21 protein-coding genes are annotated in these 20,874 nt (G+C 67.4%); 14 read left to right on the forward strand and 7 right to left on the reverse strand.

Annotated features, from left to right (window positions below; genetic code table 11):
- Positions 1–60 precede the first annotated feature (60 nt).
- Positions 61–396 (forward strand): hypothetical protein, encoded by a 336-nt coding sequence (locus SPDO_RS06600; RefSeq protein ID WP_088367019.1) that lies wholly within the window; start codon positions 61–63, stop codon positions 394–396.
- A 3-nt stretch (positions 397–399) separates the two neighbouring features.
- Here SPDO_RS06600 and SPDO_RS06605 read toward each other — a convergent pair whose 3' ends face one another.
- On the reverse strand, positions 400–1,050 hold the full coding sequence (locus SPDO_RS06605; RefSeq protein WP_088366675.1) for an HAD-IA family hydrolase: 651 nt from the start codon (positions 1,048–1,050) through the stop codon (positions 400–402).
- A 179-nt stretch (positions 1,051–1,229) separates the two neighbouring features.
- Between SPDO_RS06605 and SPDO_RS06610 the strand changes: the two genes are divergently transcribed.
- Both SPDO_RS06610 and SPDO_RS17240 read left to right on the forward strand, forming a co-directional pair.
- On the forward strand, positions 1,230–1,469 hold the full coding sequence (locus SPDO_RS06610; RefSeq protein ID WP_088366676.1) for a hypothetical protein: 240 nt from the start codon (positions 1,230–1,232) through the stop codon (positions 1,467–1,469).
- Between the two features lie 138 nt (positions 1,470–1,607).
- A complete protein-coding gene (locus tag SPDO_RS17240; protein ID WP_281252559.1) occupies positions 1,608–1,733 on the forward strand; it encodes a hypothetical protein in 126 nt (41 codons plus the stop codon).
- A gap of 665 nt (positions 1,734–2,398) precedes the next feature.
- On the opposite strand, the gene SPDO_RS06615 is transcribed toward SPDO_RS17240, so the two are convergent.
- Positions 2,399–3,319, reverse strand: a complete 921-nt coding sequence (locus tag SPDO_RS06615; protein ID WP_088366677.1) for an SMP-30/gluconolactonase/LRE family protein — start codon at positions 3,317–3,319, stop codon at positions 2,399–2,401.
- A 138-nt stretch (positions 3,320–3,457) separates the two neighbouring features.
- Here SPDO_RS06615 and SPDO_RS06620 point away from each other — a divergent pair, with 138 nt between their 5' ends.
- Positions 3,458–5,110, forward strand: a complete 1,653-nt coding sequence (locus SPDO_RS06620; protein ID WP_088366678.1) for a thiamine pyrophosphate-binding protein — start codon at positions 3,458–3,460, stop codon at positions 5,108–5,110.
- Positions 5,111–5,252: 142 nt separating this feature from the next.
- Here the strand turns inward: SPDO_RS06620 and SPDO_RS06625 are convergent, their stop codons facing one another.
- Together SPDO_RS06625 and SPDO_RS06630 are read right to left on the reverse strand one after the other, a co-directional pair.
- Positions 5,253–5,771 (reverse strand): YceD family protein, encoded by a 519-nt coding sequence (locus tag SPDO_RS06625; protein ID WP_088366679.1) that lies wholly within the window; start codon positions 5,769–5,771, stop codon positions 5,253–5,255.
- Positions 5,768–6,286 carry a ubiquinol-cytochrome C chaperone family protein gene (locus tag SPDO_RS06630; protein ID WP_245829255.1) on the reverse strand — a complete coding sequence of 173 codons (519 nt, stop codon included), beginning with the start codon at positions 6,284–6,286 and terminating at the stop codon, positions 5,768–5,770. Before SPDO_RS06630 ends, SPDO_RS06625 begins: the two co-directional genes overlap by 4 nt.
- 125 nt (positions 6,287–6,411) lie before the next feature.
- Here SPDO_RS06630 and SPDO_RS06635 point away from each other — a divergent pair, with 125 nt between their 5' ends.
- The 7 genes from SPDO_RS06635 to SPDO_RS06665 all read left to right on the forward strand — a co-directional run bounded on the left by SPDO_RS06635 (position 6,412) and on the right by SPDO_RS06665 (position 13,798).
- Complete coding sequence (locus SPDO_RS06635; RefSeq protein WP_088366681.1) at positions 6,412–6,873, forward strand: outer membrane protein assembly factor BamE; 462 nt, start codon at positions 6,412–6,414, stop codon at positions 6,871–6,873.
- Positions 6,874–7,030: 157 nt separating this feature from the next.
- Entirely contained in the window at positions 7,031–7,579 is a 549-nt protein-coding gene (locus SPDO_RS06640; protein ID WP_088366682.1) for an RcnB family protein, read from the forward strand.
- Positions 7,580–7,895: 316 nt separating this feature from the next.
- Positions 7,896–9,269, forward strand: a complete 1,374-nt coding sequence (locus SPDO_RS06645) for a glycosyl transferase family protein (protein ID WP_088366683.1) — start codon at positions 7,896–7,898, stop codon at positions 9,267–9,269.
- Positions 9,266–10,324 carry a hypothetical protein gene (locus SPDO_RS17155; protein ID WP_245829258.1) on the forward strand — a complete coding sequence of 353 codons (1,059 nt, stop codon included), beginning with the start codon at positions 9,266–9,268 and terminating at the stop codon, positions 10,322–10,324. Before SPDO_RS06645 ends, SPDO_RS17155 begins: the two co-directional genes overlap by 4 nt.
- Positions 10,325–10,370: 46 nt before the next feature.
- Positions 10,371–11,285, forward strand: coding sequence for a sulfite exporter TauE/SafE family protein (locus SPDO_RS06655; protein WP_088366684.1), 915 nt, complete (start codon positions 10,371–10,373; stop codon positions 11,283–11,285).
- Entirely contained in the window at positions 11,282–12,040 is a 759-nt protein-coding gene (locus SPDO_RS06660; protein WP_088366685.1) for a TIGR02186 family protein, read from the forward strand. Before SPDO_RS06655 ends, SPDO_RS06660 begins: the two co-directional genes overlap by 4 nt.
- A gap of 90 nt (positions 12,041–12,130) precedes the next feature.
- Complete coding sequence (locus tag SPDO_RS06665) at positions 12,131–13,798, forward strand: ATP-binding protein (protein ID WP_425441931.1); 1,668 nt, start codon at positions 12,131–12,133, stop codon at positions 13,796–13,798.
- 4 nt (positions 13,799–13,802) lie between these two features.
- On the opposite strand, the gene SPDO_RS06670 is transcribed toward SPDO_RS06665, so the two are convergent.
- Together SPDO_RS06670 and SPDO_RS06675 are read right to left on the reverse strand one after the other, a co-directional pair.
- Positions 13,803–14,342: a SixA phosphatase family protein gene (locus SPDO_RS06670; RefSeq protein WP_088366687.1), complete on the reverse strand. Its 540-nt coding sequence runs from the start codon at positions 14,340–14,342 to the stop codon at positions 13,803–13,805.
- Positions 14,343–14,354: 12 nt separating this feature from the next.
- The gene (locus SPDO_RS06675) at positions 14,355–17,108 is read right to left on the reverse strand and encodes an ATP-dependent DNA helicase (RefSeq protein ID WP_088366688.1); all 2,754 of its coding nucleotides are present in this window, start codon (positions 17,106–17,108) and stop codon (positions 14,355–14,357) included.
- Between the two features lie 148 nt (positions 17,109–17,256).
- Here SPDO_RS06675 and sucC point away from each other — a divergent pair, with 148 nt between their 5' ends.
- The 3 genes from sucC to SPDO_RS06690 all read left to right on the forward strand — a co-directional run bounded on the left by sucC (position 17,257) and on the right by SPDO_RS06690 (position 20,328).
- Entirely contained in the window at positions 17,257–18,456 is a 1,200-nt protein-coding gene (gene sucC, locus SPDO_RS06680; protein WP_088366689.1) for an ADP-forming succinate--CoA ligase subunit beta, read from the forward strand.
- A 116-nt stretch (positions 18,457–18,572) separates the two neighbouring features.
- Entirely contained in the window at positions 18,573–19,322 is a 750-nt protein-coding gene (locus SPDO_RS06685; protein WP_088366690.1) for an electron transfer flavoprotein subunit beta/FixA family protein, read from the forward strand.
- Positions 19,323–19,398: 76 nt separating this feature from the next.
- Positions 19,399–20,328, forward strand: a complete 930-nt coding sequence (locus SPDO_RS06690; protein ID WP_088366691.1) for an electron transfer flavoprotein subunit alpha/FixB family protein — start codon at positions 19,399–19,401, stop codon at positions 20,326–20,328.
- A gap of 76 nt (positions 20,329–20,404) precedes the next feature.
- Here the strand turns inward: SPDO_RS06690 and SPDO_RS06695 are convergent, their stop codons facing one another.
- The gene (locus SPDO_RS06695) at positions 20,405–20,710 is read right to left on the reverse strand and encodes a hypothetical protein (RefSeq protein WP_088366692.1); all 306 of its coding nucleotides are present in this window, start codon (positions 20,708–20,710) and stop codon (positions 20,405–20,407) included.
- Between the last annotated feature and the right edge of the window lie 164 nt (positions 20,711–20,874).

Below are 20,874 nucleotides of genomic sequence, written 5' to 3' on the forward strand. Positions count from 1 at the left end.
TGCGTTGCGTTGCCCAGCGGCGCGGATAATCTGTGCGGCAACGCTGAGGGGAGGAAGGCCGTGACGGGTTTTCGCGTGCTGCTGATCGCCATGTGGATCGTGCTGGTGGGCTATACGGCGCTGGTGATCGCGGGGCATGGCATGGGATTGCTGCCGATCTTCTTCGGCGACATGGCTCGGCTGACGTGGCCGGGGCAATTCAACCTCGACTTCCTGTGCTTCCTTATCCTGTCCGCGACCTGGACGGCGTGGCGCGCGCGCTTTGCCGCGCACGGCCTGCTGCTCGCGCCGGTGGCGCTGCTGGGCGGCGCGGGGTTCTTGCTGCCGTACCTGTTGTTTCTGACGATCGCGGCGCGCGGCGACATGCGCCGCGTGCTGCTGGGCGACCGTGCCTGACCGTCAGAAGCTGCCGCGCGCCACGCCGAGCGCGTCGGCGAGATCGTCGAGCGCCTGCGCTTCGCTCGTCACCTTGATCGCGTGCATGCCGAGCGTGGCGGCCGGCTTGCAGTTGATGCCGAGGTCATCGAGGTAGACGCATTGCGCCGGCTCCTTGCCGAGCGTCGTCAGCATCAGCTCGTAGATGCGCGGATCGGGCTTGCGGATGCCGATCTTGCTCGATTCGATCACATGGTCGAAGCGCGCCATCACCTCGGACACCTTGGCGGCCTTTTCGGCGGAGCGCGACATGCCGGCGCCTTCGCCTGCGGGCACGTTGTTGGTGATGCAGCCGAGGCGATAGCCGTTGGTCTTCAGCCAATCGAGCGCGTGCACCATGCGCGGGCGGATGTCGCCCGACAGCAGCGCCAGCACGTCCTCGCCGCGCAGTTCGTGCCCGAGCACGCGCGCCTCCTCGGCGAACTTGCTGTCGAAGCCCGCCGCATCGATCTCCGCGCGTTCGAACAGCGCCCAGGCATTGTCGTCCGGGTTGGTCGCATTGATGCTGCGCACCAGATCGTGCGGCAGCCCGCGCTCGCGCTCCATGCGGTTAAAGGCTTCGAACGGAGAGGAGGTGACGACGCCACCAAAGTCGAAAATAACGGTATCGCGCATGCGGCGTCCTTAGCGGGGATCGTCCGGAAGGCAAATGTGCTTGGCGGGGGCGGGGCGGATAGGGGGAGTGCGGCCGTGGGCTCCCGAAGCCGCCGTTCCGCTTTTGCCTAATCTTCGCCCACCAAGCTGACAGGGGTGACGCTCGATTGCGGACGATCGCTTCACGCCACGATGCGAGCATGATCGAGATTTTAGGACAGAGCTATGCGGTCACAATCGGCAACGACATTCAACATGACGGTATGTATCTGGAGGTCGAGGATGGCGAAAGCGCGGTTCTTGCTGAGGTTTTTTACAGCGACCGCAACGACAGCATGACGTTCACCGGCTATCGCGCCGATCTGTCGCTGTCTCTCGTCGAACGGCTGATTGCTCCCGCCAGAGAACGGCTGACACCGACGAGGAGAAATGGCAGCTAAGCGTTAATATCATCCGACAGCAGAAGGACCGCTATCCTCCCAATTACCGCCATCCGTGCTCGTGTTGGCGGCACCGCAAAGTGGATAGCCTGCAAAAGCGAAATTGCGAACGTCGCAAGGTAGTAAGATCATGTCCGAATGGAGGTGACCATCCTGAAGGGCGACACGGTGCTGAGAACCGGCGTTGCTCAGCATCTTGATCCGCAGATGGGTGTGGCGTTCAGAACGCTCACTCCATCGGAGCAAGTTTTAAAGGTTACCTAATAGATCATCTAACTGGGACCGTGCGGCTGCGGTAAGTCGAACATACGACCGCCGCTTGTCATAAGGATCGTCTTCGCGTTTGACGGCTCCGGTTTGCTCAAGTCGAGCTATCCACCGGAGTGCAGTAGTTGGCGCGACGTTTGAAGCAATACATGCTGAAGAGACAGAAACCAGTCGTCCGACCGATTCATCAATGTATATCGCCAGAAGCATGTCCCAAGCAGGATCTTCGAACAAGGCCAAACCTTCAAACCTCAAGTCGCGCTTACGTCGAAAGGCGTACATTATTTTCGCTGTAGCCAACGCAGAGCGTCGTAGGTTGCGTTCTGCCTCATCTGAGCGGCTGGCGCTTACGGCCGCGCGACTGTATTCTAACTGCATCGAATCGGTCCCCCCGTAACCCCTGATGCTATTAACCAAGTATATTTGAACCGTAATAGAAAGAATTTAGATGGAAAATGGATGGATCTCCAGCTAGCTCGCCTGCTTGAAGAGCGGATCGCAAGCGCTTTAGAGATAGCCGATGCTAACGGGCTGGGTCATATCGCGATAAAATTGAATGAAGCTTTGATCCTTGTGAACGGTGTCGGAAAAGGACCGCCAATTAGATCAGCTTCCTCAAATGCTATAAATGAATGTACAAAAGCGCGTGGTAAGACTCACCGCTAACATTTGAGCTTCAGGCCCGGGCGGTTCCAGCGGGTTTTTACCAGGCGGCCGGTGCCCGAGAGGGTGAGATAGGCGTCCTGCATGTCGTCGCCGCCGAAGCAGATGTTGGTGGTGAAGATGTCGTTCGTCGCGACGAACTCGACGAGGTCGCCGTCTGGGGAGACGACGCTGATACCGGGCTCGCCGATGGTCGCGACGCAGACGTTGCCCGATGCCTCGACCGCGAGCGAATCGAAGAACTTCCACCCCGCCGGGCGATAGACCGGGATGCCGGGGCCGCCGACGCCGGCGGTCGCATCGACCTTGCCGGGTGCGGTGACGGCGAACTTCATCAGCCGGCAGGTGTAGGTTTCGGCGGCGTAGAGCCATTTGCCGTCGGGCGAGAGGCCGCAGCCATTGGGGTTGTTGGAGGGGAAGACGACCTCCTCCAGATAGCTGCCGTCCGCCCTGGCATAGAAGATGCCGACGACATCGTGGACGCGCTTCTTGTGATCCATCTTGCCGTGATCGGTGAACCAGAAGCCGCCATGGCTGTCGAACACCAGATCGTTGGGGCCGCGCAGCACGCAGCCGTGGTCGCCCGATTTATAGAGCACCTCGACCTTACCCGTCGTGGGGTCGATCCGCTCGATCCGGCCGCCCGAATAGTTGCTGGCGATGCCGCCGGGGGCGAGCATGCCGTTATTCTCGTGCCAGTCGAACCCACCGTTGTTGCAGCAATAGAGCATGCCGTCGGGGCCGAGCGCGAGGCCGTTGGGGCCGCCGCCGGGCTCGGCGATCGTCTCCTTACGGCCATCGGGGTGGACGCGGGTGATGCGCCCCGGCTCGATTTCCACCAGCGCGATGGTGCCGTCGGGCATCATCACCGGGCCTTCGGGAAAGCGCAGGCCGTCGGTGACCAGCTCGAAATCCGCCATGATCCTCTCCTTTGATCTTTTGCCGGTGATCTTTTGCGGGCGAGGATCGACTAAGGCGATCGGCTTAGCAAGGGGCTGACTTCACGCAGGCGGCAATCGCGCGTTGCCTTGCGCCGGCGCCGCTCTACACATGGCGGCATGGAGACACCCACCCGTACCGGCGGCCGCATTCTGGTCGACCAGCTCGTCGCGCAAGGCTGCGACCGGATCTTCACCGTGCCCGGCGAGAGCTTTCTCGCCGTGCTCGATGCGCTGGTCGACGTGCCGGCGATCGATGTGGTGACGTGCCGGCAGGAAGGCGGCGTCGGGTTCATGGCGTGCGCCGATGGCGCGCTGACGCATCGGCCGGGGGTGGCGTTCGTCACGCGCGGGCCGGGGGCGACCAATGCCTCGATCGGCGTGCATGTCGCGATGCAGGATTCACAACCGATGATCCTGTTCATCGGCGACGTGGATCGCGGCACGCGCGACCGCGAGGCGTTTCAGGAGGTCGATTTCGCCGCGATGTTTGGCCCCATCGCCAAATGGGCGGCGCGGATCGACGATGCGCGGCGCATTCCGGAATATGTCGCGCGCGCTTACGCTACGGCGATGAACGGGCGGCCGGGGCCGGTGGTGCTGGCGCTGCCGGAGGACATGCTGCTCGACGAGGTGGTGGCGATCGATCGCCCGCGCGTCGAGCGGGTGGGGCAGGCGCCCGATCCCGATGCGATGGAGCAGCTGGCCGACCTGTTGGCGACGGCGGAGCGGCCGGTGGCGATCATCGGCGGGGCCGGCTGGGACGCGGCGGCGGGGCAGGATGTCGCCGCCTGGGCCGATCGCGCGGGCGTGCCGCTGGTCGCGGCGTTCCGCCGGCAGGATGCGGTGCCCAACGACTGCCCGGCCTATGCCGGCAACCTCGGCTATGGCCCCAACCCGCTGCTGGTCGAACGGGTGAAGGCGGCGGACCTGCTGCTGGTGCTGGGCGCGCGGCTCGGCGAGGCGACGACCGATGGCTATACGCTGATCACGCCCGAGCATCCGGGGCAGCGGCTGGTGCATGTGCATCCGGACCCGGCCGAGCTGAACATGACCTATCGCACCGATCTGGCGATCTGCGCCTCGATGAGCGAGTTCGGCGAGGCGCTGGCGCTGGTCGACGGGCCGCGCCGGGCGCACGACCTGGAGGCGCATGACGATTATTGCGCCTGGTCGACGCCCAAGGCGCGCGACGGCGTGGCGCTGGACCTCGGGCCCTGCGTGGCGACGATGCGCGAGACGCTGCCGGCGGATACGATAATCTGCAACGGCGCGGGCAATTTCTCGGGCTGGTGGCACCGCTATTGGCGCTATGCCGGGCCGGGCACGCAGCTGGCGCCCACGGCGGGCGCGATGGGCTATGGCGTGCCGGCGGCGGTGGCCGCGACGCTGCGCCGGCCCGAACGGACGGTGGTGGCGCTGGCGGGCGACGGCGATTTCCTGATGAACGGGCAGGAGCTGGCGACGGCGGTGCAGCATGGCTGCGACATGCTGGTGATCGTGGTCGATAACGGCGCCTATGGCACGATCCGGATGCACCAGGAGCGCGAGTTCCCGCATCGCCAATCGGCGACCAGCCTCGTGAACCCGGACTTTGCGGCGCTGGCGCGCGCTTATGGCGCGTGGGCCGAAACGGTGGAGGCGACAGCGGACTTCGCCCCGGCGCTGGCGCGCGCGGCGGGCGAAAAGGGCGTGCGGCTGCTGCACCTCAAGACCGATGTGGAGCAGATCACCGCGGGCACGACGCTGAGCAAGGTGCGCGGCGGGCGGTGAGCGGGCGGCCGGGCGCTGGGCGCCCGGCGCTGCCGTGATGGTGTGTTTGTGGCCCGGTGAGCGTTACGGGACCGAGCCCAGCGCTCGCGGCGCCTTGGATCCCGGATCAAGTCCGGGATGACGGGGTGCTTGGGGCCGCGACTTACTTCTTCGCGAGCTTGTCCTTCAGGCCGGCGAGGGCGCCAAAGGGGCCGGCTTCGCCTTCACTGAGCACGCCAGCTTCTTTCAGTGCGGCCTCGGCATTGGGGCCGCGGGGGAAGGGGTCGAGCGCCAACACCAAGGTTTCGGCCGCGACTTCGCCCAGGTCGATCGCGGCGCCTTCGAGCGGGAGGACGTCGATGTCGGCATCGTCGAGTTCGACTTCCTCGCCGCCGCCAAGGTCGTCGACGAAGCGCAAGCGCGCCTCCTCATTGATTCGCGCGGGCAGGGGATCGCCGGTTATCGAGCACGCTTGCGTCGCGGCGGCGGTGACGCGGCCGGTGACGAGGATACCAGCTGCCTCGCGGCGCACGGTGAAGTCGCCGGTCAGATGCTCGATAGCGATGAGGCCGAAGCGGCCGGCCAGCGCCTTGCGCTCCGCATCGTTCGCCTCGATCACCTCATGCCGGTCGCCTTCGCCGATGGCGTCGATGCGCAGGGGGCGGGAGAATTCGGGGGTCATGCAAGCTGTCCTTCGCGCAAGGCCGAGAGCGGCACGGAGCGGAGCGCGGCGTGGAAGCGCTGCAACGCGTCGCTGACATGGGTCGACGCGGCCGGCGCCGGCGCCTCGCCGCGCCAGATGTTGCGGATCAACGGTTCGCTGAGGTCGCCGGTTTCCATCGCCGCGCGATAGGCGCCGAGCCGCCCGCCGAGCATGCCCATCATGCGGCCGACGTGCTTGCCGACCACGATGTCGCCGAAGCCGATCTGGCGGACCTGTGCGTCCATGTCGTCGACGAAGCGCTCGGTGAGGTCCGTGGCGAGCGCGGCGGCGTCCATGTCGCCCGCCGGCTCGGCCTCGATCCGCAGCATCACCATGGCGAGCACGGCGGCCACCATGTCGAAGCGCCCGTCGAGCGTGTCGGGCACCTGGCCTTCAAGATACCAATGCGGCTCGCGCGCCTTTGCCACCACGGCGGCATAGAGGGCAGCCGCGGCCTCGCGGTCGCGGCGGCGGAAACGGTCGAATAGTCCCAAGATCGTGTTTGCCTGTCGTGCTTGTGTCGCGTGTCTGCCCCGCATATTGAGGGGATTGGCCGGCGGCGCAACGGCGCGCCGCACGGCTCAGTCCCTTTTGCCCCCACGCCGTTAGCGGAGTAGCCATGCGTTTTCCCCTCCTGATCGCCGCGACCCTGGCGGTTGCCGCATCGGCCTGCGCGCCGCTGCGCTCGCACCAGGGCTATGTGGTGGACGCGGATCTGCTGAACGCGGTGCAGCCAGGGGTGGATAACCGCCAGTCGGTGCTGGCGACGCTGGGCCAGCCGAGCTTTGCCAGCCAGTTCAACCAGGGTGACTGGTATTACATCTCGCGCGATAGCCGGAACTATGCGTTCAACACCCCCAAGGTGCGCGAGCAGGTGACGGTGCAGATCAGTTTCGACCAGGCCGGCAACGTTGCCGCGATCCGCCGTTCGGGCGCCGAGCAGGTGGCCTCGATCAGCCCCGCCAAGCGCACCACGCCGACGCTGGGCCGCGAGCGCGGCTTCTTTGCCGACCTGTTCGGCAACATCGGCACGGTCGGCGCGGCGGGTGCCGGCGGGCCGGGCGGCAGCGGGCGCCCCTGATCCGACCCGCGCGGACGGACGTGACGACCGCGTCATGATCCTGTCTGACGGCTGACTGATCCATTCCCGACCGGTTCAGGCGAATCGCGGCATATCTTCATCACGGCGCGGCACCCGGTGTTCGGTGCAGCGTTTGGAGGATGGAGGTTTTACGACCATGCGTAAGTTGATCCTTTCCGCGCTGATGGCCGCCACGGTGATCCCGGGCGTTGCCGCTGCGCAATCTTATGGCGAGCTTCGCCGCGACCGGCAGGATATCCGCGAGGAGCGCCGCGATGTGCGCGAGGCGCAGCGCCGCGGCGATTGGCGCCGGGTTGAGGGCGAGCGACGCGACCTGCGCGATGCGCGGCGCGAATATCGCGAGGACCTGCGCGATGCCCGCCGCGACGTGCGGCGCGATCGGCGCGACTGGGGCGACCGCGATCGCCGCTGGGGCCGCAACGACTGGCGCACGTATCGCTCGAGCAACCGGGCGCTGTATTCGCGCGGCAACTGGCGTGCGCCGTTCCGCTACAACACCTTCCGACCGGGCGTGCGGATCGCGCCTAACTATTACGGCCAGCGGTATTGGATCAACGATCCGTGGCGTTATCGCCTGCCGCCGGCACGCGCCAACGCCCGCTGGGTGCGGCATTACAACGACGTGATCCTGGTGGATTACCGCCGCGGCATCGTGCTGGACGTGATCCGCAACTTCTACTGGTAAGCAGCCATCGTGCAGCAGCGGGCCGGGCGAGACGATCGCCCGGCCCGTTTGCCTGTCGGCGGCAGGCGCTGCGATGACGGCAACCCCGGAGCGGCCGCGCCGGATGGTGGTCCGACGCGGCCGGTGCCTGGCTTGGGTTCCGGCACCAGTCCCGAAAGGGGGGTGGGACTAGACGGGCGAACGCGCCCCGATCGATTTGGTTCGCCCGATTTCACCAAAATGATCCCGCATCGGCCGAATGGTTAATAAAAGATTGTTTCGGCCTTCGCGATAAGGAAAGAATTGCCCCGCCGGACCAAGGGGGGAGTGTTTGGCGATGGGGGCGCTTGTTTTAGCGTGGCTCGACGCAATCGTGCGCGAGTTCATGTTGTTTGCGGCTGTCGGCTTTCTTGTCGGCGGCTTGGATGACCTCTTGGTCGATCTTGCATGGCTCGGCCATCGGCTCCGCCACGGCAGCACGCGGCGGCCGATCGGCAGCTTGCCGGTGCCAACGGCAACGCCGGCATTCGCCGTCTTCGTGCCGGCCTGGGACGAAGCGCTGGTGATCGGGGCGATGCTGCGCACCGCGCTCGCGCGCTATGGCGACGCGCCCTATCGCATCTATGTCGGCTGCTATCTCAACGATCGTGCGACGATCGATGCGGTCGCGGGCGTGGCGGAGCGGGACGCGCGGGTGCGGCTGGTGATCGGCGAGCGGCCGGGACCGACCACCAAGGCCGACAATCTGAACACCATGTGGCGGGCGCTGGCGCGCGACGACGCGGAAACGGGCGTGCGGACGCGCGGCGTGGTGCTGCACGATGCGGAAGATGTAGTGCATGGGTCCGAGCTTCGCGTCTTTGCCGCGCTGATCGATCGCCACCCGCTGGTGCAGATCCCGGTGCTGCCGCTGATCGATCGCGAGGCACGGCTGGTGTCGGGCCATTATGCCGACGAGTTTGCCGATTCGCATGGTCGCCAGATGGTGCTGCGCGCTGCGGTGGGGGCCGGGCTGCCGTTGTCGGGCGTGGGGTGCGCCATTGCGGTCGAGGTGCTGGACGCGCTGGCGCGGACGTATGGCGCGCCGTTCGACGAGACGAGCCTGACCGAGGATTACGAATTGGGGCTGCGCGCCGGCGCGCTGGGCTATTCGGCCTGTTTCGCGCGGATCGAGGATGCGGGCGGCGATCTGGTGGCGGTGCGCGCCTTCTTTCCGTCCACCGTCATGGCGGCGGTGCGCCAGAAGAGCCGGTGGATGACCGGCATCGCGCTGGCCGGCTGGGACCGGATCGGGTGGGCGCGCGCGACGCACCTTGCCGATCACTGGATGCGGATGCGCGACCGGCGCGCGCCGCTGGCCGTGGTCGTGCTGGCGGCGGCCTATCTGGCGGCGGTCGGCTGGGGGCTGTCGGCGGTGCTGCATGTGGTGACGGGCGTGGCGATGCCGGCGATCGGGCAGGGGCTGGCGACGGCGCTGTCGATCAATGCGGTGCTGCTGGCCTGGCGCCTCGCGTGGCGGGCGACCTCCACCGGCCGCGCCTACGGCTGGCGCGAGGCGATCTGGTCCGTCCCGCGCGCAGTGGTCGGCAACATGATCGCGATGTTTGCCGCGATCCGCGCAACGGGGCGCTACGCGCGCATGCTGGGCGGCGCGGCGCCGCGCTGGGACAAGACGACGCATGTCTTTCCCGGCGAGGCGACCGGCGCGTGAGCGTGGCGGTAAGCGGGAGCGGGCGGCCGTTCCGCTTCCTCGGCAGCTTGATCGCGCTGTGGATCGGGATGCGCATCGTTCAGCTATGGCCGGCCGACGGCACGCTCGCGCTGGCGGAAGCGCTGGCGCCGGTCGCCGTGCTGGAGCGCGACGCCTCGGCACGCGCGGCGCCCCAGGGTGAAGCGCCGCACGATCCCGCGTTGCCTGCCGGCGAGGCGCTGGCGCGCCAGCCATTGCCTCATGCGTCTCGCCGTGCGGCGCGCCAGCCGGCCGGGGTGATGGCGGCGGGTGCGATGCTGGTGCCGACGATGGTGGATGTGCCGCCTCCGCTTGCGCCGAGCGGACAGGCGACGGCGGGAGAGGGTGTGCCGCTGGCTGTGGCTGCGCCCATCGCGGCGCCGGGTGCGCCGCTGAGCCATGGGCCGGTCACGGCGCGGCTGCGCGGCAGCGGCTGGCTGATCGTGCGGGGCGGGCAGGCGGCGCCCTTTGTGCCGCAACTGGGCGGTAGCCAGGCCGGCGCGCGGCTGACCTATTTGCTGCTGCCCGAGGCGCGGCTGGCGCTGGCGGGGCGGTTCTCCACGGCGCTGCGCAGCCGGCAGCGCGAGGCGGCGATCGGACTCGATTGGCAGCCGACGCGGCTGCCGGTGCACCTCGTCGCCGAGCAGCGGATCGGCATCGACAATGCGCGCGGCGGCCCGGCGCTGGGCGTGGTGGCGGGGCTCGGCCCCGTCCCGCTGGCAGCCGGGCTGACGCTGGATGGCTATGGGCAAGCCGGCGTGATCGCGCGCGATGGGACGGAGGGCTATGCCGACGGCGCGGTGCGGGCGTCGCGGGTGGTCGCACGCGCGGGCGCGGCGCGGATCGAACTGGGGCTGGGCGCATGGGGCGCGGCGCAGCGCGGCGCGGCGCGGCTGGATGCGGGGCCGAGCGCGAGTGCGGTGGTGCCGCTGGGCAGCGGCGCGGCGGTGCGGCTGTCGCTGGAATGGCGCGCGCGGCTGGCGGGGAATGCGACGCCGACATCCGGCCCGGCGCTGTCGATCGGCACCGATTTCTGATCAGAGGCGCTTTCGCACGGCGGTCGAAGGGCATATCGACGGGCGCATGGACCTGTACCTTCCGATCGCGAACCTTTCGGTCAACGCGCTCGTGATCATCGCGCTCGGCGGTGGGGTCGGCCTCCTGTCGGGCATGTTCGGGGTCGGCGGCGGGTTCATCACCACGCCGCTGCTGATCGTGTACGGCATCCCGCCGACGGTGGCGGCGGCCTCCGCATCGAGCCAGGTGACCGGCGCGAGCGTGTCCGGGGTGATGGCCTATTTCCGGCGCGGCGGCGTGGACGTGAAGATGGGCGGCGTGCTGGTCGCGGGCGGCATCGTCGGCTCGCTGTTTGGCGCCTGGCTGTTCCGGCTGCTCCAGGCGACGGGGCAGATCGATACGACGATCGCCATCACCTACGTGCTGCTGCTGGCGTCGGTCGGCGGGCTGATGCTGAAGGAATCTTTGCAGGCGATCGCGGTGACGCGCGGCCGGCGGCCGGCGCCGGCGCGGCGACGGCGCCACCATCCGCTGGTCGCCTCCTTGCCGTTCCGCATGCGCTTCTACGGGTCGGGCCTGTACATCTCGCCGCTGGCGCCGTTCCTGCTCGGCTTTGCGACCGGCATCATGACGATGCTGCTGGGCGTCGGCGGCGGTTTCGTGCTGGTGCCGGTGATGATCTACCTGCTCGGCATGGCGACGCAGGTGGTGGTGGGCACGTCGCTGTTCCAGATCCTGTTCGTCACCGCGAGCGCCACGATGGTGCATGCGCTGACGACCAAGGCGGTGGATATCTTGCTGGCCGGCCTGTTGCTGATCGGATCGGTGGTCGGCGCGCAGGTCGGCGCGCGCTTTGCGGCCAAGGCGCGGCCGGAATATCTGCGGCTGGCGCTCGCGGTGCTGGTGCTGCTGCTGGCCGGTCGGGTGGCGATCGGGCTTGGGTGGCGGCCCGACGAAATCTATTCGGTGGAGCTGTCGTGAAGCGGCTGGCGCTCGCGCTCCTGTCGCCGCTGCTGCTGGCGCAGGCGAAGCCGGTGCTGGTGCCCGACGTGTCGCAGCGCGAGATCCGCATCGCCTATTCCTTTACCGGCGCGGAGCTGCTGCTGTTCGGCGCGATCCTCTATCCCGGCGGGCGGCTGCCCGACGATGAGCGGCGCACCGACCTGGTGGTGGTGGTGAAGGGGCCGGTGCAGTCGATCACCGTGCGCGAGAAGGAGAAGCTGGCCGGCGTCTGGGTGAATGCGGAGGCGCTGAATTATCGTTCGGCGCCCAGCTTCTACGCCATCGCCTCGTCGCGGCCAGTGAACCAGATCGTCGACGATCGCACGCGCGCGATCTACGAACTGGGGCTCGACAGCCTGCAATTGTCGCCGGCGTCCTCCGCAACGCCGACGGTGCAGGACCGCTTCGCCCGCGGGCTGGTGGACCTGCGCCAGCGCGCCGGGCTGTACCATGAGGCGCCCAATGCCGTGGAGATCACGCAAGGCGTGCTGTACCGTGCGCGCGTCAGTATTCCCGCGCGCGTGCCGGTGGGGCAGTTCACCGCGGAAACGTTTCTGATCCGCGACGGCAAGGTGCTGGCGGCGGCGGTGCGCGAGATCGACGTGCAGAAGGCGGGCTTCGAACGCTATGTCGCGCAGGCGGCGGATCGCAACGCGCTGCCCTATGGCCTTACCGTGGTGGCGCTGTCGGTATTGCTGGGCTGGGGCGCGGGGCGGCTGGCGCAGCGGGTGTAAGTGCCTGTCGGAACGGCGGAACGGCGCTCACGCAATGTTTACGCTTCCGTTCTAAACCAAGCGTGATGGGAAAGCGCGCAGGAAGCCCCGATGAGTGAAATGCCGACGCAGCAGGCGTTCGAGCACGCGATCGCTGCGGTTGCGGGCGACCGCCGCCGGGTTGCCGATCTTGAACCGATCGGGGTCGTGACGGAGATTGCCGGCTCGTGCAGCGAGGTGCTGCTTGATCCGGCGGCGCTGGCGGCGATTTCCGTCCACGCCGATCCGGTGATCGCGTCGGGCGGCCAGGTGGGCGGCCAGATCAAGGTGCGTGTCGGCACGTCATGGCTGATCGCCAACATTCGCGCGTTGCGGCTGGAAGACCTGACCACCGGGCGGATCGCCGCCTCGATCGACTTTCTGGGCGAGGGCGACGAGGAGAAGCTGACGGGCAAGCTTTATCAATTCCGTCGCGGTGTGACGCGCTATCCGACGCCGGGCGCGGAAGTGTATCCGATTTCCAGCGGCGACCTGCGCGAGGTCTATGCCGCCGAAGGGCGCGCGCATGTCGAGATCGGCAATGTCTATCCGACCAGCGACATTCGCGCGGCGCTGTATGTCGATGCCATGCTGGGCAAGCATTTCGCGCTGCTCGGCTCGACCGGCACGGGCAAGTCGACGTCCGCGGCGCTGATCCTGCACCGGATCTGCGAAATGGCGCCGCAGGGGCACATCGTGATGGTCGATCCGCACGGTGAATATGCCGCGGCGTTCCGCAACAACGGCGCGATCTACGACGTGTCCAATCTGCAGATGCCGTATTGGCTGATGAATTTCGAGGAACATTGCGAGGTGTTCCTGACGACGCAGGGCGCGGAGCGGCAGGTGGACGCCGACATTTTGGCCAAGTGCCTGCTTGCCGCACGCGCCAAGAGCCGGGTGGGGAGCGAGATCCCCAAGCTGACGGTCGATGCGCCGGTGCCGTATCTGCTGAGCGACCTGACCAACCTTCTCCAGCTGGAAATGGGGAAGATGGACAAGGCGTCGAACACCGCGCCGTACCTCAGGCTGAAGAGCAAGATCGAGGAGATCAAGGCCGATCCGCGCTACGGCTTCATGTTCTCGGGCATGTTGGTGGCGGATACGATGGCCGAGTTCATCCGGCGCGTATTCCGCCTGCCGGGCGACGGGCGGCCGATCTCGATCATCGACGTGTCGGGCGTGCCGAACGAGATCACGTCGGTGGTGGTGGCGGTGCTGAGCCGCATGGTGTTCGATTTTGCGATCTGGTCACGCAACGAACCGCAGCGACCCATCCTGCTCGTGTGCGAGGAGGCGCATCGCTACATTCCGCGCGACGATGACGGATCGTCGGTGGGGCGCATCCTGAGCCGGATCGCGAAGGAAGGGCGCAAATACGGCGTGTCGCTGGGGCTGATCACACAGCGACCGTCCGACCTTGCCGAAGGCGTGCTGTCGCAATGCGGCACGATCATCTCCATGCGGCTCAACAACGATCGCGACCAGGCGTTCGTGCGCGCCGCCATGCCGGAAGGTGCACGCGGTTTCCTTGATTCGATCCCGGCGCTGCGCAACCAGGAATGCATCATCTGCGGCGAGGGCGTGGCGATCCCGATCCGCGTGTCGTTCGACCGGCTGGAGGAAGTGAAGCGCCCGGCCTCGGCCGACCCGATCTTTTCGCAACTGTGGCGCGACGTCGGCTACGAGGACGAGATCATCGAGCGCACCATCCAGAAATGGCGCGCGCAGGGGCGTTGACGGGTTAGTCTTCGCTCGGCCCCAAGGCGGGATCGAGATCGCGCGGGCGGATGAAGCGCGTCAGCGTACCGCTGGCGGGGGCGAGATCGGCCCAATGGTCGATGTCGAAGGTGAGTTCCGCCACCGTGGCGGTGGGATATTTCAGCTCCGCCTCGCGCACCAGGGCCGGATCGCCCTTGCCCATCAGCAGCAGCACGAAATCCTCCAGCCCCGGATTGTGCCCGATCATCAGCAGGCGATCGGCATCGGCCGGCGTCTCGCGCGCGACGTCGAGCAAGGTGGCCGACGAGGCGAGATACAGCCGCGTGTCCCAGGCGGGCGCGATCGTGCGGCCGTAGCCGGCGGCGACGTCCTCGATCGTCTGCTTCACGCGCTCCGCGGGGGAAGCGACGATGTGGTCGAAATCGAGATCAAGCCTGCGCAGGTGCGCGCCGACCACCTGCGCGGCCTTCCGCCCCTTGGCGTTCAGCGGGCGATCGAAATCGCGCGCAACCGTATCGTCCCAGCCCGATTTTGCGTGGCGCAGCAGCGTCAACGTCTTCAAGCTTGCTCTCCGTCAAGGTGCGGGAGCCGCCTCATGCCCGAAGGTGGCGTGCGATGAAAGCCGGGAAGATACCCTAAGGATCGCTTCGTCGAGCGGCACGCGTGCGATCGGCACGCCAGGTGGAAAGGCGTCGAGCAGGCGCGACGGCGTGGCGGCAGAGAGGAGAACGAAGACACCGCGATCGTCGGCGGAGCGGATCAGGCGGCCGAACGCCTGCGCCATGCGCGCGCGCACGATGCGATCGTCGTAAGCGCTGCCGCCGCCTGCCAGCCGCCGCGCGGCGTGGAGCACGGTCGGCTTGGGCCAGGGCACGCCCTCCATCACCACCAGCCGCAGCGAATGGCCGGGCACGTCCACCCCGTCGCGCAGCGCATCGGTACCGAGCAGGGAGGCGTGCGGATCGTCGCGGAAGATGTCCACCAGTGTGCCGGTGTCGATCGGGTCGACGTGCTGCGCCATCAGCGGCAGGCCGGCGCGCGCCAGCCGGTCCGCGATGCGGGCGTGGACACCGCGCAGGCGACGGATGGCGGTGAACAGCCCGAGGGTGCCGCCGCCCGCCGCCTCGATCAGGCGGCCGTAGGCGTTGCTGAGCGCCGGGATGTCGCCGCGCTTCACGTCGGTGACGACCAGCACCTCGGCACGGGCGGCATAATCGAAGGGGCTTTCGGCTTGGAAGCGCGTGGCGGGGCGGAGCAGATGCGGGGCGCCGACGCGTGCCTCGGCCGTTTCCCAGCTGCCGCCGGCGGTTAGCGTCGCCGAGGTGACGAGCGCGCCGTGCGCGGGCTTGAGCACGATTTCGGCGAACGGGCGCGTCGGATCGAGCCAGTGACGGTGGAGGCCGATATCGAACTCGCGTCCCTCGACCCGGTCGACCGCTAGCCAGTCGACAAAGTCCGCGCTTGCCGGGCCGCCGACGCGCGCGATCAGCGACAGCCACGACGCCACCGTCTCCGCGCGCCAGCCGAGCGAGGCGATTGCGCCCTCGACGCGCGCGCGGGCCGGACCGTCGAGCCAGTCGGGCGTATCGGTCAGCACCGCCTCCAGCCGCTTTCCCAGCGCGACCAGCGGGCGATAGAGCGAATCGAGCGCCTCGGCGGCGGGGGCGGCAGCCTCGATCAGTTCGGGCGATGGCTCGGCAAGTTCGGTTTCGAGCGCATAGCCGGCGTCCTCGGCTCCTTCCGCGCGGGCGTAGGTGAGGCCGCGCACGCTGGCGAGCAGCGTCTCGATCGGACCGAACGGCGCGCCCTCCGCCACGCGCTGGAGCCAGCCATCGGCAGCGAGGCTTTGCGCGGCGCGCACCGCATCGGCGATCGCCTCTCCGCCTGCCTCGTCATAGCTGGCGACGTCCGACAGGCGCGCGGCAAGGCCGCGGCGGCGCCCGCGACTGCCCGCTTCCGGCCCGACGATCCAGCGACGCAGCTCGATCGTTTCCTGCCCGGTCAGGGCGGTGGCGAACATCGAGTCGGCGGCGTCGAACAGGTGATGCCCCTCGTCGAACACGTAGCGCGTCGGGCGGGTCGACAGTTCACGGCCGCGCGCGGCGTTGACCATCACCAGCGCGTGATTGGCGATGACGATCTCCGCCTCCGCCGAGGCGCGCGCGGCACGCTCGATGAAGCATTTCCGGTAGTGCGGGCAGCCGGCATAGACGCACTCGCCGCGTCGATCGGTCAGCGCGGTTGAGCCGTTGCGGCGGAACAGGGTGGGGAGCCAACCGGGCAGGTCGCCGCCGATCATGTCGCCGTCCGCGCTATAGGCGGCCCAGCGCGCAACCAGTTGCGCCAGCACCGCGGCACGGCCGGCGAACCCGCCTTGCAGCGCATCCTCGAGGTTTAGGAGGCACAGGTAATTTTCGCGGCCCTTGCGGGTGACGACCTTTTCGCGGCGCACCGCCTCGTCGGGATAGACGCGGCGCGTTTCGTGGCCGAGCTGGCGTTGCAGCGCCTTGGTATAGGTCGATACCCACACCGGTCCGCCGGCCGCGTGCGACCAGAGGCTGGCGGGGGCGAGATAGCCCAACGTCTTGCCGATGCCGGTGCCCGCCTCCGCCAGCACCAGATTGGGCATCTCACGCCCGGCGCGCGGGGCGAAGGCGTCCGCGGCGGCGGCGGCATAGGCGCGCTGGCCGGGGCGCGCCTCCGCCGCGTCACCAACGAGATGGGCAAGCTGCGCCTGTGTCTCGGCGGGATCGAGCGTGATCGTGCGCGGGGCGGGGCGGGGGGCGACCTCGTCCCATTCGGGCAGCTTGGAGAACAGCCAGCGTTCGTTCTGCGCCGGTTTCTTGAGCCGATCGACCAGCAGCGGCGCCCAGGACCAGCGCAGGCGAAACAGCGACTGCGCCGCCGTCCAGGCGCCCTCGCGCTCGGGCCAGTCGCCTTGCGGGATCGCCAGCATCCGCTCCGCCGCGGCGAGGAGGAAGGGGGCGACCGCGGCATCGTCCGCGGGCAGAGCGAGCCCGGTGACCGCCGCCAGCCCCTTCGGCGTCGGCACCATGAAGCGCGCGGGGCGTAGAAAGGCGTAGAGCTCCAAAAGGTCGAGCCCCGACAGATCGGCATAGCCCAGCCGCTGGCCGATCAGCGGCGCGTTCATCAGGATCATCGGCGTGTCCGCGGCCGTGCGGATCGCCTCGCCGCGCGAGACCGCGCGCACCTCGCCATCGCGTGCGATCCAGATGCCGGTGTGGCTCGCGTGCAGGGCAGGGTAAGGAAGCGGCACATGGCTGGGATAGAACAAAGCGGCAACCGGGGCTAGGGCAACATTGGCCATGTTGCTTGTTGTAGCTGCGACGCGTTATCATCCATGGCTCTGCCCATCGGGGCGCGCCGAGCGACAAAGCGCACGCTAAGGCTGGATTCGCCGGCCCCCCTGTGCTTAAGGCTGCGATGTTTTCGGTTATGGTAAGGCGAGCCAAGGCATGAACATTCACGAATATCAGGCCAAGGAACTGCTGGCGAAGTTCGGCGTCCCTGTCCCCGCGGGCTTTGCGGCGCTCAGCGTCGAGGAAGCGGTGGAAGCGTCGAAGAAGCTGCCTGGGCCGCTGTATGTCGTGAAGGCGCAGATCCACGCGGGTGGCCGCGGCAAGGGCAAGTTCAAGGAGCTGAGCCCCGAGGCCAAGGGCGGCGTGCGCCTCGCCAAGACGGAGGACGAGGTGCGCCACGCGGCGACCGAGATGCTCGGCAACACGCTTGTGACGGTGCAGACCGGCGAGGCCGGCAAGCAGGTCAACCGCCTGTACGTCACCGACGGCGTCGACATCGCCAAGGAATTCTACCTCGCGCTGCTCGTCAATCGCGCAACCAGCCGTATCTCGATGGTCGCCTCGACCGAGGGCGGTATGGACATCGAGACGGTGGCGCATGACACGCCCGAGAAGATCCATTCGATCGACATCGATCCCGCCTCGGGTTTCCAGCCGCATCACGGCCGCGCAGTCGCCGCCGCGCTGGGCCTGACCGGCGATCTCGCCAAGCAGGCGGCAAACGTCGCCGCCAAGCTGTATGACGCGTTCCTCGGCACCGATGCCGAGCAGATCGAGATCAACCCGCTCGCCGTCACCGATGATGGCAAGCTGATGGTGCTCGACGCCAAGGTCGGCTTCGACGGCAACGCCATGTTCCGCCACAAGGACCTGATGGAGCTGCGCGACGAGACGGAGGAAGATCCCGCCGAGCTGGAAGCGTCGAAGTACGACCTCGCCTACATCAAGCTCGACGGCGACATCGGCTGCATGGTGAACGGCGCTGGCCTTGCCATGGCGACGATGGACATCATCAAGCTGAACGGCATGTTCCCGGCGAACTTCCTCGACGTCGGCGGCGGCGCCTCGAAGGAGAAGGTGACCGCGGCGTTCAAGATCATCCTTGCCGATCCGAACGTGAAGGGCATCCTCGTCAACATCTTCGGCGGCATCATGAAGTGCGACATCATCGCCGACGGCATCGTCGCCGCGGCGAAGGAAGTGAACCTTTCGGTGCCGCTGGTTGTTCGGCTGGAAGGGACGAACGTCGAGAAGGGCAAGGAAATTCTCGCCAATTCGGGCCTCGCCATCGTTCCTGCGAACGACCTGGGCGATGCCGCGCAGAAGATCGTCGCCGAGGTGAAGAAGGCGGCGTAAGTTTCGACTGATCGTTCTCCATCGTCATGCCGGTTTCGGCCGGCATCTCCCCGACATGGAGCGCGACGCAACCGGGAGACCCCGGCGTATGCCGGGGTGACGCTTGGGAGAGTGGAATGAAGGTTCTGGTGCCGGTCAAGCGCGTGCTTGACTATAACGTAAAGCCCCGCGTGAAGGCGGACGGGACGGGGGTCGATCTGGCCAACGTCAAGATGAGCATGAACCCGTTCGACGAGATCGCGGTCGAGGAAGCCATCCGCCTGAAGGAAAAGGACGTGGCGACCGAGATCGTCGTCGTCTCGATCGGCGAGCAGAAGGCGCAGGAAACGCTGCGTACCGCGCTTGCCATGGGTGCCGATCGCGCGATCCTCGTCACCTCGGACGACAAGGTCGAGCCGCTCGCCGTTGCCAAGATCCTGAAGGCGATTGCCGACGAGGAACAGCCGCAGCTCATCATCCTGGGCAAACAGGCGATCGACGACGACAACAATCAGACGGGCCAGATGCTCGCCGGCCTGCTCGGCTGGGGCCAGGGGACGTTCGCGTCCAAGGTCGAGGTGTCGGGTGACAGCGTCAAGGTGACGCGCGAAGTCGATGGCGGTCTCGAAACCGACAACTTCAAGCTGCCGGCGATCGTCACCACCGATCTTCGCCTGAACGAGCCGCGCTACGCCTCGCTGCCGAACATCATGAAGGCCAAGTCGAAGCCGCTCGCGGCCAAGACGGCAGCCGATTTCGGCGTCGACACGAGCCCACGCGTCAAGACGGTGAAGGTCGTCGAGCCGGGCAAGCGCCAGGCCGGCGTCAAGGTCGCCGATGTCGACGAGCTGGTGATGAAGCTCAAGGCGATGGGCGTCGCGAAGTAAGCGCAACGCCGGTCACTGATCCCGTTCCGGGCGCTGCGTCACAGCGGCCCCGACGGGGAGAGGAAAGAGGTTCAAGATGAAGACTCTGGTTTGGGTCGAACATGACGGATCGACCGTCAAGGATGCCACGCTCGCCGCGGTGACCGCCGCGTCGAAGCTGGGCGACGTGCATCTGCTGGTCGCCGGCAAGGGCGTCGATGGTGTGGCGCAGGAAGCCGCCAAAATCGCTGGCGTCGGCAAGGTCCACGTGGCTGACGACGACGCTTTTGCGCACGCGCTGGCCGAGAATGTCGCGCCGCTGATCGTCGAGCTGATGGGTCACCACGACGCGTTCGTCGCGCCGGCCACCACCTCGGCAAAGAACATCGCGCCGCGTGTCGCCGCGCTGCTCGACGTGATGCAGATCTCCGAAGTGCTGTCGGTCGAGAGCGAGGACACGTTCACGCGCCCGATCTATGCCGGCAACGCGATCGCGACCGTGCAGACGTCGGACGCGAAGAAGGTCCTCACCGTCCGCACGACGGCGTTCGAGAAGGCGGCGACCGAGGGTGGCTCGGGCACCGTCGAGGCGGTTGCCTCGACCGGCGACAAGGGCCTGTCGACCTTCGAGGGCCAGGAAATCGCCAAGAGCGAGCGTCCGGAGCTGACCAGCGCGAAGATCATCGTGTCGGGTGGCCGCGCGCTGCAGAACGGCGAGAACTTCACCAAGATCATCGAGCCGCTGGCCGACAAGCTGGGCGCGGGCGTCGGTGCCAGCCGCGCGGCGGTGGACGCGGGCTTCGTGCCCAACGACTATCAGGTCGGCCAGACCGGCAAGATCGTCGCTCCGGAAGTGTATATCGCGGTCGGCATTTCCGGCGCGATCCAGCACCTTGCCGGCATGAAGGATTCCAAGACGATCATCGCGATCAACAAGGACGAGGACGCGCCGATTTTCCAGGTGGCGGACCTCGGCCTGGTCGGTGATTTGTTCAAGCTCGTGCCGGAGCTTACCGAGAAGCTCTGATCGACGGATCGGCGGCGGGCCTGCGGGCGCGTCGCCCCGACGATTGTTAGCGGAAAAGCGAGAGGGGTGACGCCGGTCAGGCGTTGCCCCTTTTCGTTAGGCACGGATAGGCCACGCGCAGCGGCAGCGCCACGGAGAGGTCCAGCGTCTGCGCGCGGCTACCGGGCCGGATCGCAACGCGTCGGGGCCGCTCGGCATCGTGCCAGGCGAGCGCCTGGGCAAGATCATGCTGGTGCGCGAGTTCGAGATGCGCCGCCTGGGCGCGCGGATCGATCGCGCGTCCCGCGGCGCGGCGTTCGGCCACCGCTCGCTCGCGATGGTGGAGCGCCTGCCGTGGCTGGTCGATCAGCGCCGCAACGCGTGCATCGAAAAACTCTTTCACTCATCCTTCCCTTAGCAATTCGTTGATCTTGTGGTGGCATAATCGCGGGCGAGCGGTGAACAATCGGTCGCACCAAAGTCGGGTCGATCCACGCAAGATACGTAGGATTGCCTGAGCGTCGCTCATGAGGCGGGCGCGTGCCATGCGCATGTCCTTTATTGCCA

It is taken from the genome of Sphingomonas dokdonensis (assembly GCF_002197685.1).
Lineage (GTDB): Bacteria > Pseudomonadota > Alphaproteobacteria > Sphingomonadales > Sphingomonadaceae > Sphingomonas > Sphingomonas dokdonensis.